The 15,578-nt window shown below is 65.1% G+C and carries 15 protein-coding genes; 3 read left to right on the top strand and 12 right to left on the bottom strand.

Translation table 11 applies throughout. The features are described from left to right. Positions 1 to 10: 10 nt before the first annotated feature. The 12 genes from BTH42_RS13595 to BTH42_RS13650 form a co-directional block, all read right to left on the bottom strand. Positions 11 to 940: an SMP-30/gluconolactonase/LRE family protein gene (locus tag BTH42_RS13595; RefSeq protein WP_075300056.1), complete on the bottom strand. Its 930-nt coding sequence runs from the start codon at positions 938 to 940 to the stop codon at positions 11 to 13. A gap of 23 nt (positions 941 to 963) precedes the next feature. Then, a complete protein-coding gene (locus tag BTH42_RS13600) occupies positions 964 to 2,271 on the bottom strand; it encodes a TRAP transporter large permease (RefSeq protein WP_083654788.1) in 1,308 nt (435 codons plus the stop codon). Between the two features lie 12 nt (positions 2,272 to 2,283). Further along, entirely contained in the window at positions 2,284 to 2,910 is a 627-nt protein-coding gene (locus tag BTH42_RS13605) for a TRAP transporter small permease subunit (protein ID WP_075300058.1), read from the bottom strand. Position 2,911: 1 nt separating this feature from the next. Then, positions 2,912 to 3,916 (bottom strand): TRAP transporter substrate-binding protein DctP, encoded by a 1,005-nt coding sequence (gene dctP, locus BTH42_RS13610; protein WP_218642011.1) that lies wholly within the window; start codon positions 3,914 to 3,916, stop codon positions 2,912 to 2,914. A gap of 129 nt (positions 3,917 to 4,045) precedes the next feature. Continuing rightward, a complete protein-coding gene (locus BTH42_RS13615) occupies positions 4,046 to 4,702 on the bottom strand; it encodes a hypothetical protein (protein ID WP_075300060.1) in 657 nt (218 codons plus the stop codon). A 22-nt stretch (positions 4,703 to 4,724) separates the two neighbouring features. Beyond that, a complete protein-coding gene (locus BTH42_RS13620) occupies positions 4,725 to 6,047 on the bottom strand; it encodes an MFS transporter (protein ID WP_075300062.1) in 1,323 nt (440 codons plus the stop codon). A gap of 112 nt (positions 6,048 to 6,159) precedes the next feature. Further along, the gene (locus BTH42_RS13625; RefSeq protein WP_075300064.1) at positions 6,160 to 7,077 is read right to left on the bottom strand and encodes an SMP-30/gluconolactonase/LRE family protein; all 918 of its coding nucleotides are present in this window, start codon (positions 7,075 to 7,077) and stop codon (positions 6,160 to 6,162) included. A gap of 221 nt (positions 7,078 to 7,298) precedes the next feature. Then, on the bottom strand, positions 7,299 to 8,198 hold the full coding sequence (locus BTH42_RS13630) for an alpha/beta hydrolase (protein WP_178392167.1): 900 nt from the start codon (positions 8,196 to 8,198) through the stop codon (positions 7,299 to 7,301). Positions 8,199 to 8,267: 69 nt separating this feature from the next. Continuing rightward, positions 8,268 to 9,719 carry an NAD-dependent succinate-semialdehyde dehydrogenase gene (locus BTH42_RS13635; protein WP_075300068.1) on the bottom strand — a complete coding sequence of 484 codons (1,452 nt, stop codon included), beginning with the start codon at positions 9,717 to 9,719 and terminating at the stop codon, positions 8,268 to 8,270. Between the two features lie 56 nt (positions 9,720 to 9,775). Next, the gene (locus BTH42_RS13640) at positions 9,776 to 10,684 is read right to left on the bottom strand and encodes an NAD(P)-dependent oxidoreductase (protein ID WP_075300070.1); all 909 of its coding nucleotides are present in this window, start codon (positions 10,682 to 10,684) and stop codon (positions 9,776 to 9,778) included. A gap of 105 nt (positions 10,685 to 10,789) precedes the next feature. Then, complete coding sequence (locus BTH42_RS13645) at positions 10,790 to 12,016, bottom strand: alpha-hydroxy acid oxidase (protein ID WP_075300072.1); 1,227 nt, start codon at positions 12,014 to 12,016, stop codon at positions 10,790 to 10,792. Positions 12,017 to 12,132: 116 nt separating this feature from the next. Further along, positions 12,133 to 13,371, bottom strand: a complete 1,239-nt coding sequence (locus BTH42_RS13650; protein ID WP_075300074.1) for a porin — start codon at positions 13,369 to 13,371, stop codon at positions 12,133 to 12,135. Positions 13,372 to 13,658: 287 nt separating this feature from the next. Here BTH42_RS13650 and BTH42_RS13655 point away from each other — a divergent pair, with 287 nt between their 5' ends. The 3 genes from BTH42_RS13655 (at position 13,659) to BTH42_RS35455 (ending at position 15,454) form a co-directional block, all read left to right on the top strand. Continuing rightward, on the top strand, positions 13,659 to 14,438 hold the full coding sequence (locus BTH42_RS13655; protein ID WP_075300076.1) for a class II aldolase/adducin family protein: 780 nt from the start codon (positions 13,659 to 13,661) through the stop codon (positions 14,436 to 14,438). A 182-nt stretch (positions 14,439 to 14,620) separates the two neighbouring features. After that, entirely contained in the window at positions 14,621 to 14,899 is a 279-nt protein-coding gene (locus BTH42_RS13660) for a hypothetical protein (RefSeq protein ID WP_075300078.1), read from the top strand. Between the two features lie 402 nt (positions 14,900 to 15,301). After that, positions 15,302 to 15,454, top strand: a complete 153-nt coding sequence (locus BTH42_RS35455; protein ID WP_178392168.1) for a hypothetical protein — start codon at positions 15,302 to 15,304, stop codon at positions 15,452 to 15,454. The last annotated feature ends 124 nt before the right edge of the window (positions 15,455 to 15,578 follow it).

Below are 15,578 nucleotides of genomic sequence, written 5' to 3' on the forward strand. Positions count from 1 at the left end.
TCGGCGCGCGCTACGCGGGATTGATTGCCGTATGCGAATACATCTGCCGACCCGCGACCGGCAGGCGCGCGGTGAACACCGTGCCGGTCCGCGATTCGAGCATGTACAGCGTATGATTGCCGTCCCCGCCGTACGCGCAATTGGTAGTTGCGAGCCCTTCGGGCGCATCGATCCGGTACAGCGGTTCGCCGCGCGGGCTGAACAGCCACACCGCGCCGAAGCCGACGTGGCAGACCGCGAGGCCGCCGGCCGCATCGAGCGCGATGCCGTCGGGCCCGCCGCCGCCCGACATCTGGATATACGTGCCGACCTTGGTCGCGCTGCCGTCGGCCAGCAACGGCACGCGCCAGATCGCATTGGCGCGCGTGGCGGCCAGATAGACCGCGGTTTCGTCGAGATTGAGCACCAGCCCGTTCGGGCTCGGAATCCCCTGCAAAACCAGCTCCAACTGGCCCGACGCGCGCACCCGGAACAGCCGGCCGGTCGGATCGTGCAGTCCGGTCTGCCCCTGGTCGGTGAAGTAGAGGTCGCCGTTCGACGCGAAAAACAGGTCGTTGCAGCCCTTGAAGCGTTCGAGCCGGGCCCGCTCGAACAACGGCTCGATGGTGCCGCGGCGCGGGTCCATCACCATGATCCCGTGCCGGTAATCGGCGATGAACGCGCGGCCGTCCGGATGGAACTTCAGACCGTTCGGTTCGCCGTCGTATTCGAGCGCGAGTTCGACGTTGCCCGCGCGGTCGATGCGGAAAATCCGGCCCCACGGGATATCGGTGATCCACAGATTGCCGTCGCGGTCGAACGACGGCCCCTCGATAAACAGATTCGCGTGGGCGCCGTGCAACTGCGTGCGGGTCCAGTCGCAATGGCGGTCCTTCATATGAAACTTCTCGGGAATCCGCGTGAAGACTTCCGCTTTCAATTTCTCCGGTGCTGCAAACATGAGCTTCTCCGAAATACCGCCGCTCAACCGGCGGCCAGATGATTGGGCAGCCACAGCGCGAGCTGCGGCCACAGCATGAGCAGGATCAGCAGCACGAACATCAGCGCGTGAAACGGCACGGTGCCGGCCACCACGTCCGACAGATTGCCGCGTGAAATCCCCTGAATCACGAACAGATTGATGCCGATCGGCGGCGTGATCTGCCCCATTTCGATGAACACGACGACCACCACGCCGAACCACACCGGATCGATTCCATAGCTCGCCAGCAACGGGTAAAGCAGCGGCACGGTGATCACGATCATCCCGAGGCTCTCCACCAGCGCGCCGAGCAGCGTGAACAGCACGAACAGCGCGATGAAGAAGCCGGTCCGGCTCAGCTGCAACGAAATGATGAAACGGGTGATCTCCTCGCCGACGCCCGCGAAGGTCATCGCGTAAGAGAACACGAACGCCGCGTAGGTGATGAACAGGATGTTGCTGACGGTGAGCATCGAACGCTTGAGCGCGCCTTCCAGCACTCGCCAGTTGAAGATGCCGAACACCCGCGCGATGACCAGCGCGAACAGACAGCCGGCCGCGGCCGCTTCGGTCGGCGTGGCGATCCCGCTGTAGATCGCGCCCATGATGCCGGCGATCAGCAGCATGAACGGCACGATGTCGAACAGCGCGCGCAACGCGGTGATCGACGGCGTGTCGCTGCTGTTCGCGTCCGGCGCGATCTGCGGACGCAGCAATGCGGCGACCATCACGTAGGCCATGAACAGCAGGGTCAGCACCACGCCCGGCACGACGCCGGCCATGAACAGCTTGACCACCGACGTATCGGTGAACGACGCATAGACGATCATGCCGATCGACGGCGGCACCAGAATGCCGAGCGTCCCGCCGGCGGCCAGCGAGCCGGTCGCGATCCGCACGTCGTATTTGCGCGCTTCGAGCTGCGGCAGCGCGACCTGCCCGATCGACGCGGCCGTCGCGATGCTCGACCCGCTGACCGCCGCGAACACCGCGCAGCCCGCGATATTGGTCTGCAACAGCCCGCCCGGCACGCGCCGCACGAGTCGCGCGAGGCCGTTGTACACACGCGCGCCGAGGCCGCTGCCCTGGAGGATTTCGGCCATCAGCACGAACAGCGGAATCGCGGTCAGCGTGTAGCTGTCCATGCTGCCCCAGCTCGCCATGCCGAGCCCGTGCAACGCGGACCAGCCGCCCTCCATGAACAGATAGAACATGGCCGGCAGCAGGATCGCGAACGGCACCGCCATCCCCGCCGCCAACAGGCCGATAAAAAGAATGAAGACCGTAACGATCAACATAGCGCCATCCATGAATGATCTCCTTCAACCGCGACGCGGTTCGAAATGAACGGCAAGAGCCGCCGCCCGCAGCCGGCGCGTGTCGGCCGCGAGCGTGCGCAGCAGCGCGCACACCAGCCCCGCTACCCCGATCAGCATCGCCGCGCGCGGCAGCCACAACGGCGTCATCAGCGAGGTCGCGGCGACGTCGCCCGATTGCCACGACAGCAGCTCGAAGCGGACCATCTCGCCGAGCAGCACGCACGCAACCGCCAACGACAGCGCATCGAACAGCAGCTTCAGACGCAAACGCGCGGCCATGCCGAGCCAGCGATCGACCAGCTGCACGCGGTGATACGCATGCAGCGATTGGCCGGACGCCAGCGACAGAAAGCAGATCGCCACCAGCGCGTAGCCGCCCACCTCGTTGCTGATCTGCATCGACATGCCGAGCGCGGCGCGCACGAACATCTCGACGCCCATCATTACGAGCAGGCCGAGCACGATCGCGTGGACCATCCAGCGCAGCACGCGCTCGATGACGCCTTCGTCAGCGGGCCCGGCGTGTTCGTCGTGCCACTCGTGGCCACTCTCATGGCCACCTTCATGGCCCCCCGCGGCCTCGGCGAGCGCGCCGCCGACGCCCGGCAGCGGTTTGCTGATCTCGCCCATCTCACCTCCCGACCGCGCTGCGCACTTTCTGCAACGCATCCTGCAACTCGGGACGGCGCTGGCCCCATTGCGTCCAGTACGGGCTGATGCGGCGCTCGGCTTCCGCGAGATCGGCCGCGCTCGGCTCGGTGATGATCATCCCGTCGGCGGCGAGTTTTTTGGTCAGCTGCTCGTCTTCGGCGACCATTTGCGTGGTGATCTGCGCGGTGTATTTATCGACCGACGCCTGCACCTTCGCGCGCACGTCCGGCGACAGCTTGTTCCACGCGTCCTCGTTGACGAGGATCAGCGAGTCGATATAGCTGACGTTGAGCCGGTAGCTGTACTTGAGAAGATCGCGCCACACGTAGCCATAGCCGGAAGTCGCGGTCAGCACCCCGTCGATCACGCCGCGGTCGAGCGCCGGCGCGACCTCCGCCGGACCGAGCGTGATCGGAATGCCGCCGAGTACCTTGATGAACTGCGCCTGTTCCGGCGAGATCACGCGAATTTTCTGGCCCTGCACATCCGCGAGCGACGTGAGCTTGTGCTTCGACCACATCACGTTTTGCGGGTAGATATAACGGCCGAGCAGCACGATATGCTTCGCGCGCAATGCGTCGCGCAGATACGGCGCTTCGAGGTTCCACGCCTTGTCGAAGTCCGCGCGCGTGCCGAGCAGCAGCGGCAGCCGCACGAGGCCGCCGACCGGCAGGTTGCCGACGAAGCCGGCGTCGTCGCCCATCTGCACCATGTTGTCGGCAACCGCCTGGGTGATGTTGCTCTCGGTGATCGGCAGCGTGCCGCCGACATTCAGGCGGATGTTCAGTTGTCCTCCGGTTTCGCTGCGGATCTCGTCGAGCATCGCCTGCATGCCCTTGACCGGCGTAACGGTCGCCACCGCGTTATAGGTGTAAGCACGCCATGCCTGCGCCGCGTGCGCGACGCCCGCGCATCCGAGGCTCAGCGCGAAAGCGCACGCATAGCGGCGCCATTGGCCGTTGCGGCCGCGCATCGTGATCGTCATCGTTGTCTCCTGTTATTGAAATCGGGTCCGTCGATAGCTCGGCGGTACAAGCTAACGATAGCCGCTTCATGAAGGGCCGATAACGGCTCGCGAGAGTGAAGTTTCGAATGTTGAAACTGTGCGTGACGCTCAGAGCAGCGACGTCACAAGCGCCTTGATGCCGGTCAGCATCATCAGATACGGGACTGCCGCATCGACGCGCAGCCGGTGCATTGGCAGCGGCAGTCGCGACGGCAATCGCACGCGGCTCGACAGCCAGGCGAGCGCGCATAAAAGCAGCGTCATCGGCAGCACGACCGCGAACGCGGAGACGATGGCGGGAACGGCGGCACTGCGACTGCCGTCTGTCAGCAATGGGATGTAGAGCGCGATGTTGTCCGCGCTCGCCGCGATGAAGATGAACAGAAGACGCAGGAAGCCGCGCGCGGAAGCGGGAAAGCAAGTAGAAGCGGAATCGGGAGTGGAAGCAGCCGCGAGTTCCGGCGAGTCCGCGCGGATCGCGGAATGGGACGCCACCGCGACGCGGCTGGCAATCAGACGTTTGACACCGAGCGCCAACGGCACGAGCCCCGCGAGCCGCGACAGACTCAAAGGCAGCGCGACGCACGCGCTCGCCAACACGCCTGCCGCGCTCAGCGAAAGTGCTGCGCCGGCCAGTTTGGCCGCGCCGATGCCGCGGATAGGCACTCGCCGGTCCGCGTACAGACAGGCGAGCAGAAAGAAGTCGTCGATACTCGACGCGACGAATGCGAGCAGGATCGAGGCCGCGCTGCCGCCGGGCACCATGCTCGCACTCCGAACGAATGCTTCAGTGCGTACCGGCGGTGCCCAGCGCGTGCTCGTCGCGCGACTCGCCCGCCTCGCTGCCGCGCATGAAACACGCGCACAACGCGCCGAGCAGCCCCATCCCGCCGACATACACGGCGATCGGCGTCAGGCTCGCATACTGCGTGCTCAACTGGGTCGCGACGATCGGCGCCATCCCGCCGCCGACCGCGGCGCCCAGTTGAATCGCCAGCGACAGCCCCGAGTAGCGCAGTTCGGCCGGAAACTGCGCGCTATAAAACGCGGCCTGCGGCGCATACACGAGCGGATGCACGACGCCGAGCGCAAGCGCGAGTGCGAGCGTCAGATAGAACGGATCGTGGGTGTCGATCATCGCGATCAGCGCCGAGATCGACAGCGCCATCGCGAGACCGCCCAAGCATGCGATCAGCCGCCCGCCCACTTTCGAGCACAACCAGCCGGCGACGATCATCCCGAGCACCTGGCACACCGCGCCGATCAGCAGCGCGTGCAGCGTATCGGCCTTGCTGAAACCGAGCTTGCCCGCGTAAGCGATCAGGAACACGGTCACCGTGTAGTAGAGCGTCACTTCGCCGAGCTTGTTGCCGATCGTGAAGAGCAGCCGCGTCCAGTGCTCGCGCAGGATTTCGAGCGACGGCACGCGCGCGGTCCGGCGCTGCTTCTGCACCTCGACGAATTCGGGCGTCTCCGGAATCGACGAGCGGATGTAGTAGCCGCCCGCGACCAGCACGATGCTGGCGATGAACGGCAGACGCCAGCCCCACGCGAGAAAGTCGCTGTCGGGCAGGCGCGTAACCAGCGAGAACGACAGCGCCGACAGCACCAGCCCCATCGGCACACCGGCGAGCGGCAGCGCGCCGAGTATCCCTTTCCAGCGCGGCGGCGCATGCTCGACCGCCATCAGGATCGCGCCGCCGAATTCGCCGCCGAACGCGACGCCCTGGGCCATCCGCAGCAGCACCAGCAGAATCGGCGCATACGCACCGATCGCCTGGTAGCTCGGTACGAGACCGATGCCGAGCGTCGACAGCCCCATCAGAATCAGACTGATCGACAGCATCGTTTTGCGGCCGACGCGGTCGCCGTAGTGCCCGAAGATCACGCCGCCGACCGGCCGCGCGAGCAGTCCGGTCGCGAAGGTCGCGAACGAGGCGATGGTCGCGGTGGTCGGATCGAGATTGGCGAAGAACACCTTGCCGAACACCAGCGCGGACGCCGTCCCGTAGGCCAGAAAATCGAAGCCCTCGATCGTCGAGCCCGCCACCGCGGCGACGCAAACGCGCCATAGCGCCGGCCGCTCCGCGCCGGAGTTGGTCGTAGTCATGCTTGTCTCCTGATTCTTGTGCTGGTTCTTTGCTGGTTCTCGCCCCGTCTCGGGGTCGGGCCGGTTCGCACCGGTCGCCAGCTATCGATGCCGCGAAAAAACGCCCGCCATATCAGGCGCCGAAGTTCAGCGCGAGTCCGGGCGCGTCCCAGTCCAGTTCGATCAGCCGGCCGGTATGCGACAAGGTCACGTAAGCCTTGCGCAGGTCCGGGCCGCCGAAGCAGATATTGGTCGGATAGGCCTCGGGCATGCCGACCTGCCTGAGTACTTCACCGGCCGGGCTGATCACCGTGATGCAGCCGGCGATCAGCGTACCGATGCACAGATTGCCGTTCGCTTCGAGCGCGAGACTGTCGAAGCGCTGATAGCCCGGCAGCCCGCACACGAGCCGCCCGCCGTTCGGCGACGGAAAGCCCTCCTTCTTCACGCAGCCGGGTTCGACGATCGAAAACGCCCACAGCCGCGAGGTTTCCGTTTCCGCGACATACAACGTGCGCTGGTCCGGCGACAGACCGATACCGTTCGGATTCGCAATCGGATGCACGACCTCGCGGATCGCGCTGCCGTCCGGCAACGCGTAGTAGATGCTGCCCACGTCCCGGCTGCGCTTGCGGATCTTGCCGAAGTCGGTGAAGTAAAAGCCGCCGGCCGCGTCGAACACCAGATCGTTCGGCGCGCTGAGCGGAACCTCGCCGCAATGGGTATAGAGCGTGGTCACCGCGCCGGTCGCCGGGTCGACGCGCTGGATCGAACCGGTCACGTAGTCGGCCGGCAACTCGCCGTGGATCACGTGAGTTTCGCCGTCGACCTCGCGAGTCAGGAAGCCGCCGTTGTTGCATACGTAGAGCGCGCCGTCGGGGCCCGCGGCGAGACCGTTCGGGCCGCCGCCGGTGCGCGCGAGTTGCGTGACGACACCGTCGGTGCCGATCCGCGTCACGCGGCCGGCGGCGATTTCGACGCAACAGATCGAGCCGTCGGCCATCGCGACGGGACCTTCCGGAAACTTCAAACCTTTTGCTAGTACCTTCATGAAAGAGATGCCTCGGCGCGGAAACTGTTGAGCACGGAGTCGGGCGATTCGCCGCTGACCGGTCGTGACGGGGATGAAGTCGATCTTAACCGCTGCGTTACATTGTCAAACCCGTCGCTGCCGATGTTGTTTCACATGTTGAACCTTGCTGCGCTGCGGGCTGGTGCGAGCGCTTACACGTCGTAAGCCGCCGGGCAACACCCGGCGTAACCGTGCGCCGCTCAGGACAGCGACCCGGCGAGAATCGCTTCGGCCTGTTGCAGCACGAAGTCGCCGATATCCGCGATCGCGTCGGCGGTGCCGGGCGAATCGGGGCGTCGCGTAATAAAGCTCTCCGCTTCGTTCTCGTACAGATGCAGCGTCACGCTGCCGCCCGCGCGACGCCACGCACCGACGAAGCGTTCGAGCTGCGCGCGCGGATGCACGATATCGTCCTCGCCCTGCAGATACAACAGCGGCGGCATCTCGCACGGCTCGCCGCGCTCCAGCGCGATCGCCGGACTGCCCTCGGCCATCGCGGCCTCGCTGAGCCAGTACTTTTCCTGATCGGGAATCACGCGGTCGATCGCGGCCGGATACGGCTTGCCGCTCGACTGCAACTGCTTCGCGTACAGATAGCGGCCGAGCGGATCGATCACCGGCCAGCACGCGACCACGAACGCGGCGCGCGCGTCGATGTCGGCATGTGCCGGCGCCAGCGGCTCGACCGCGAACAGCGGATCGCGCGGCCGCATCGCCGTCACGATCGCCTGATGACCGCCGCTCGATACGCCGAGCAAGCCCACCAGATCCGGCCGCGTGCGCCACTGCGCGGCCGTCGATTTGACCCAGCGCACCGCGAAGTTGATGTCGCGCAGCGACGCCGGATAGCTCGCGGCGGGCGGCATCGTGAAATCGATCGCGGCAACCGCGATACCGCGTCTGGCGAGCGCCTCGTTCATGTTGTGTTCGTCGAGACGGCTGCCGCGGCACCACGCGCCGCCGTGAATTTCGACGATCAACGGAAACGGACCGTCACCGCGTGGCAGATACATGCGCGCGTCTAGCGCGGTGCCCGCCTTGTCCAGATAAACGACGTCGCGGATCTCGACGTCGAACGATTCGGTTGCTGCGTGCTTCATCATGAACTCCGATTGTGTGCCGGCGCGCTTCGCCACAGCGGCTCGCGCGCGCGTTCCGGGCGCCGCCGCTCAGGCGATGCCGCCGTGGCAGATGTATTTGCTGTCGAGATACTCGTCGAGCCCGTAGAACGAGCCCTCCTTGCCGAAGCCCGATTCCTTCACGCCGCCGAACGGCGCGACCTCGGTCGAGATCAGCCCTTCGTTGACGCCGATGATTCCGTATTCCAGTTCGCGCTCGAGCCGGTGGCAGCGATGCACGTTCTGCGTGTACGCGTAGGCGGCGAGGCCGTAGCGGGTTGCATTGGCGAGCGCGATCGCTTCCTCTTCGGTCTCGAAGCGGGTGATCGCCGCGACCGGGCCGAAGATTTCTTCCTGGGCGATCGGCATCGACGCGTCGATCTGCGAAAGGATCGTCGGCGGATAGAACGAGCCGCTGCTCGCCGGCGCGTCGACCACGAGTTCGGCTTTCGCGCCCGCGTCGAGTGCCTGAGTCACCAGACGCTCCACCTTGTCGACCGCCGCGCGATTCACGAGCGGCCCGATCGTCGTGCCATCCGCGAGGCCGTCGCCGACCTTGAAGTTCGCGACCGCCGCCTTCAGCCGCGCGACGAACTCGTCGTGAATGCCCCGCTGCACGAGAAAGCGATTCACGCACACGCAGGTTTGCCCGGCGTTTCTGAACTTCGACGCCAGCGCGCCCGCGACCGCCGCGTCGAGATCGGCGTCGTCGAACACGATGAACGGCGCGTTGCCGCCCAGCTCCAGCGACAGCTTTTTCAGCGTGCCGGCCGCATTCGCCATCAGCGCCTTGCCGACTGCGGTCGAGCCGGTAAACGAAATCTTGCGGATCAGATGGCTGTCGCAGAACGCCGCGCCGATCATCTTCGCGTCGCCGGTCAGCACCGACAGCACGCCGGCCGGCAAGCCCGCGCGTTCGGCGAGCACGCACAGCGCCATCGCCGAGAACGGCGTCTGCGGCGCGGGTTTGAGCAGCACGGTGCAGCCGGCCGCGAGCGCCGGCGCGACCTTGCGCGTGACCATCGCCGATGGAAAATTCCACGGCGTGATCGCCGCGCACACGCCCAGCGGCTCCTTGATCACCTTGATGCGCTGACCGCGTTTCGGCTCCGGGATCGTGTGGCCGTAGCCGCGCTTCGCTTCCTCACCGAACCATTCGAGAAAGCTCGCCGCATACGCGATCTCGCCGCGTGCCTCGGCGAGCGGCTTGCCCTGCTCGGCGCTCATGATCCGCGCGAGGTCGTCGGCGTGTTGCAGCATCAGCTCGGACCAGCGCCGCAAAACCGCCGCGCGCTCCTTGCCGGTGTACTGGCGCCACTCGCGAAACGCCGCGTGCGCGGCGACGATCGCGGCGTCCACTTCGGCGCGTTGCAGGCGCGGCTGCTCGCCGACGCGCTCGCCATTGGCGGGATTGACGACCGGCTCGCCGTCGTTGCGAACCGGTCGCCAGACGCCGGCGACGAACGCCGCTTCGCGCAGCAGTTGGGGATCGTTGAGCTTCATGTCGGGTCTCCGCTGGGATCGCTGGTCTGGATCAGTGGTCACAATCGGTGCCCACGTCAATGCGCGGGCGCCGCTTTGCCGCGCACTTCGACGCCGGCCCACTGCTCGATCGTCTTGACGATCGTCGTGGTGTTCTCGTTGGGGCCGACCTGCAGCACCGTCTGCATCCACAGCCGATCCACCGCGGTCGCCACCCACAACGGCACCTGCAGCGTTTCGGCCATCTCCAGACACAGCTTCACGTCCTTGCGCATCAGCGCATTCGCGAAGCCGTTGTCGAAGCTGCGCGTCAGCACGAACTTCGGGAAACGCTCCTCGGTCGACGTGTTGCGACCCGAGCCCTTGTTCAGCACCTTGAGCATCGTGTCGGGATCGAGCCCGGCCTTCACGCCGAGCACCATCGCCTCGGCGGTGATCGCCATATGCGTGGCGGACAGCACGTTGTTGATCAGCTTCAGGCTCTGCCCCATTCCCGGTTTGTCGCCGACGATCTCGACCTGGCCCAGGTTCGCCAGCAGCGGCGTGACCTCGGCGACCACCGTTTCGGCGCCCGCCGCCATCAGCACGAGCTTGCCGATTGCCGCGCCGGCGACGCCACCCGTCACCGGCGCATCGACCACACCGATGCCGGCGCGCGCGAGACGCTGCGCGACTTCTTCCGATGTCTTCGGTCCCGTGGTCGACAGATCGACGTAGATTTTGATTTTTTCGCCGTCGCACAGGCCGCCCGGCTCGGTCGCGACCTTGCGGACCACGTCAGGCGTGGGCAGGCTCACGAGCACGATGCGCGCCCGGTCCGCGACCTGCCGCGCCGAATCGGCGACCGTCACGTTGCGGCCCTCGAAGCGCGCGAGCGCTTCGGGCCGCGTGTCGTAAATCACCAGTTCGTGCCCGGTATCGAGCAGGCGTGAAGCAATCGGGCCGCCCATGCTGCCCAGACCGATAAAACCGACGACTTCTTTCATATGTGCCTCGCGTATTGAGTACAGCGTATTGGTTTGGACGCGCGCGTCGCCGCGCGCGGTTAAGTCATTGATCGATGCTTAGCTCTGCCAACCTCATCGGCTTGCTTACGCGGCCGCGCCGAGGCGCCCCGCCACGACCCGACGCGTGTCTTCATCCGCCGCGCGCGGCGCCGGTTCGCCATGGCCGCTCCACAAATAGCGCGAGTCGAGTTGCGCAAACGACGCGCAGCCCATCTGCGCAAGCACCATGTCGATCTCGCTGCGGATGATCTGCAACGCACGCGCGACGCCCGCCTGCCCCGCCGCCGCGACCCCGTACAGCGACGGCCGGCCGAACACCGCCGCGCTGGCGCCGAGACAGCGCGCGATCACCACGTCCGAGCCGCGCCGCACGCCGCTGTCGAGAATCAGTTGCACGTCGTCGCCGACCGCCGCGCGAATCGCCGGCAGCATGTCGAGCGGCGACGGCGCCGCATCGAGCTGACGGCCGCCGTGGTTCGACACCACCAGACCATCGGCGCCGATCCGCACCGCCTCATGCGCATCGTCCGGATGCAGCAGGCCCTTGATCACGAGCGGGCCGCTCCACGCGTCGCGGATCCGGTGCAGGTGGTCCCAGCAGACTTCCTGCGCCGGCGTCAGCGTGCCGAACAGATCGGCGACCTGGGCCGCGCTCGCGCCTTCGGGCGCATACGGCTGCCAGTTGCGCATCATCGGAATTCCGCGGGTGCGCAGATAGCGCAGCACCCATGCCGGATGGCCGAGCGCTTCGAGCACCACGCCCGGCGTCATCCGGAACGGCCGCGAAAAACCGTTGCGGCGATTGCGCTCGCGGTTCGCGTTGACCGGCACGTCGATCGTCACGACCAGCACCCGCACGTTCGCGCGGGTCGCGCGGCGCACGAAGTCGGCGTTGATATGAGTGTCGGTCGTGCAATACATCTGGAACCAGACGTTGCCGCCACCGAGTTCCGCGGTCTCTTCGAGCGACGCATTGCTCGAACTCGACAGCAGGAACGGCACGTTCGCGTCGCGCGCGGCCGCCGCCTGCATCAGATCGGCATCGGGGCGCCACAGCCCCGCGAGACCGGTCGGCGAGATCCCGATCGGACTCGCGTAGGTATGCCCGAACAGCCTGACGCTCTGATCGCGCCGGCTCACGTTGCGCAGATAACGCGGCACCAGGCAGTAGCGCGAGAACGCAGCGCGGTTGCGTTGCAGGCACAGCTCGTCGTCGGCGCCGCCGTCGATGAAGTCGAACGCGATCCGCGGCAGCTTGCGCCGTGCCTGCTGACGCAGGTCTTCGAGATTGATGGCTGTCTGGTTCTTCATGCTGGAAATCTCAAGGGGCGGGTCTTTACGTTAGGGGCGTGACGGGTTCGTGTGAAGCCGGGCCGGCATCGAAGGTTTCATATGTTGAACCCGGCGTTCGCGGTCACGCGCGCGCCTCAGAAGCGATGACTGATGCCGAGCCGCACGCCGACCTGATGATTGGTCGCCGACGGGGTTTGTCCGGTGATGTACGCGACCGCGGGCTGATTCAGCGAGTCGTGTCCGGACGCGCGCTGATAAGCGACGATCACGTACACGTCGGTGCGCTTGGACAGGAAATAGTCGGTGCCCGCCTGCACCTGGTTGTAGCTCGCGCTGCCGGCGTTATCCGCGCCGGAGTTGTGCGAGTACATGTACGCGACACCGGCCAGCAACGCCGGCGTGATCTGGTAGCGCAAGTTGACTTCCGCGTTATTGAACGTCGCGGTGCCCGAGTAGCCGAACGGATTCGGCCCGGACGGCGAACCCAAGCCGCGGAACTGCACGTTCGAATAGATCAGCCCGAGCGAGGCTTGACCCAGTTGATACGACGCGGCCGCGCTGGCGATCTGCGTGGTCGACGCGGACGCGTAGCCCGCATAGATCGGATTGGACTGCGGCGACGTTGCCGAGCCGACGCTGCCGAGGTTGTTGCTGGCCGCCGTCGTGCCCGCATTCGGATTGGTGCCGTAGAACGACAGGTTCGGATTGCGCGCATTCAGATAGGCGGCCCCCAGCGCGAACGACCCGGTGTGATAACCGACGCCGGCCGACCACACCTGGTTGCGTCCGACGCTGCCCGGCACGCCGCCGAAGCTATACACGCCGCTGAAACGGAATCCCGCGTAATCGACGCTGCTGAACTTGACCGAGTTGTTGATACGGCGCGTGTTCAGCGTATTGTCGACGTCACCCGCGTGCGCGCCGAAATAACCGGCCCACGCGGCGCCGGACAGGAACGGCTGGATGAAGTCGACGACCGAGTCGTATTGGCGGCCGAGCGTGACGGCACCGTACGGACTTTGCATCCCCACATAGGCCTGGCGTCCGAACAACGCGCCGCCCTGTGCGAGCGTGCCGTTGGTGATCGAAAAACCGTTCTCCAATACAAAGATCGCCTTGAGCCCACCGCCCAGATCCTCGCTGCCGCGCAGACCAAAACGGCTGCCGCGAATGCCGCCGGTCGCGCCGTCCTGGAACGAGTACTGTTGCTTGCCCTGCAAGCCGGCGGCGCTGCGGCCGGTCTGCACATTGCTGATGTAGTTCAGACCGGCATCGATCACGCCGTATAGCGTGACACTGCTTTGCGCGTGACTCGAAGCCGCGACGAGCAGCAGACTCGCCGCGACCAGGCGGGCGATGGGACGGGCATTCATGGGTGTCTCCTGATACTTTTTAGTTTGGATGTCTGATTAATATCGCAATCGCGCCGGCGGCTTGGGGCTGCTGTGTGCGTCGATCGCTTCAGGAAACGATAGCGTGCCGGTCTGCTCGATAAAAGAGCTCGCGCATTGGCGGTTTCACATGTTGAATTTGTTCTGCGCGGCGGCTCGTGCGTGCGGTGAAACGGCACGCCACAATAGAATCGCCGGCGCGTTTATCGCGTTTATCGCGTTTTATCGCATGAACGAGCCGCATTCCGACTCTCCTGGGGACCTTAGCCATGCTGATCAACACAGACCAACTTTCGACAGTCCGTGACCTCGTCTCAGACGCGGAATGGGACATGCGGGTGAACCTCGCCGCCTGCTATCGGCTGATGCCGCATTTCGGGCTCAGCGATCTGATCTACAACCACATCACCGCGCGCGTGCCCGGCGACGAAGAACGGATTCTGATCAACCCGTACGGCTATATGTACGAAGAGGTGACCGCATCGAGCCTGCTGACGATCGATCTGGAAGGCAATGAATTGCTCAATCCGCTAGCGGGCATCTATGGGGTGAACCGCGCGGGATATGTGATTCACAGTGCGGTGCACGCGGCGCGCCCGGACGTCAAATGCGTGATTCACACGCATAGTCGCGCGAGTATGGCGATCGGCGCGCTCAAATGCGGGCTGCTGCCTTTGACGCAAACCGCGATGCGCTTCGGGACCGTCGCGTATCACGACTACCAGGGTGTCGCGGTCGATCTCGACGAACGCGCGTCGCTCGCGCGGGATCTCGGCGAGGCCGAGGTGATGGTGTTGCGCAATCATGGGTTGCTGGTTGCGAGCGCGTCGATTGCGCAGGCGTTCAACGCCGCATACTGGTTCGAGAACGCGTGCCGCGCGCAGGTCGATGCGATGTCGTGCCAGCAGGAACTGCATTTTCCGACCGCCGACGTGATCGGCAAGACCAATCACCTGTACAAGCCGGCGACGCGGCGGCCGTATGGAGAGATGGAATGGCCGGCGATGCTGCGATTTCTCGATCGGCGGGATCAGTCGTATCGGACTTAGGCGATGCTGGCAGGGAGGAGATGTATTTCGTGATCCTGCCTGCTGATGAATGAAAACATCACGAATGGTTTGCACTGTATCGCGATGATGAGATGATCGACCCACTGCGTTGCTGCGCACCCAAACCACTGCTGCGGGTAACTCAGGGCTTAACTCATACGGAACAAACGAGGTCATCGCGCATGGCAATACTTGTCCGTAGGCTATTCAGGATCGGGCTGTGCATCGGGTTGCTTGTTTTTTCAGTTCGTTATATCCCGCGGTCAAACGAATGGACACTAGCCGAAACGCGCACATGGGTTCGTGCGTCGGACTGGCTCGGTGTTGAAAATCCAGACGACTTGTATTTGGCGGTGTGGCTGGCAATTGAACTGATCGTCGCAGGGCTTGCCTATTTGGCGATCATCAATCTATGGCGGCTCTATCGCCGCAAAAACGTCACGAGAAAAGACGCCGAGTGAGTGTCACGCAGCGCTGCCGCTTGCGCGACTGATGAGCAGGACCAGCGGACCCGCATCGCACGGTTCGCGTCTTGTACGAGACCGAGCAGCAAACCGGGCGCCTCGACGCTCGGTTGCAAAAATTACGCGTTGTAAGGCGCCCAGGCGCAACCTTCCGACCCTTACGCTAAGCGGCCCACCGCCCCAATTGCCGCTAGAAGCAGCCGACCGCAGCCGGATCGAGATCGCGGGAACAGGAAATGCACAGCTGCGCGAGCTAGCCGAACGTGTACCGCTTCATCGCGCGACGCCGCGCGCATCGACGCCTCCGACTACTGCTGGCGATCGCCAATCACCCGCTGCCGCCGTCGATTCACGCCAACAGCAGGCCGCCAACCCGATCCCATCCAGTCAGGAAATCTTATGAAATCAGCTCTATACCGCCAGTTGCTGGCAAGCGCGCTCACACTCGCCATCGCCGCGCTATGCGCGGGCTGCAAACCGTCCGATAAAGCGGGCGGTCCCGCCAATGCGGATTCGGCGGCGAGCAGTTCGCCGTCCGCCGCCAGCCAGTGACAAATGCGCAACCGCACAAAACGCATGCCTAGCCGGCCATGACCTGCCCGTGACAAACCAGCAATGACAAAACGCAGCTCCACCAACCCGCGTGGACGGAACACCTCCGTCCACGCAGAGCAAG

Origin of the sequence: Burkholderia sp. SRS-W-2-2016 (genome assembly GCF_001931485.1) — a bacterium.
GTDB lineage: Bacteria > Pseudomonadota > Gammaproteobacteria > Burkholderiales > Burkholderiaceae > Paraburkholderia.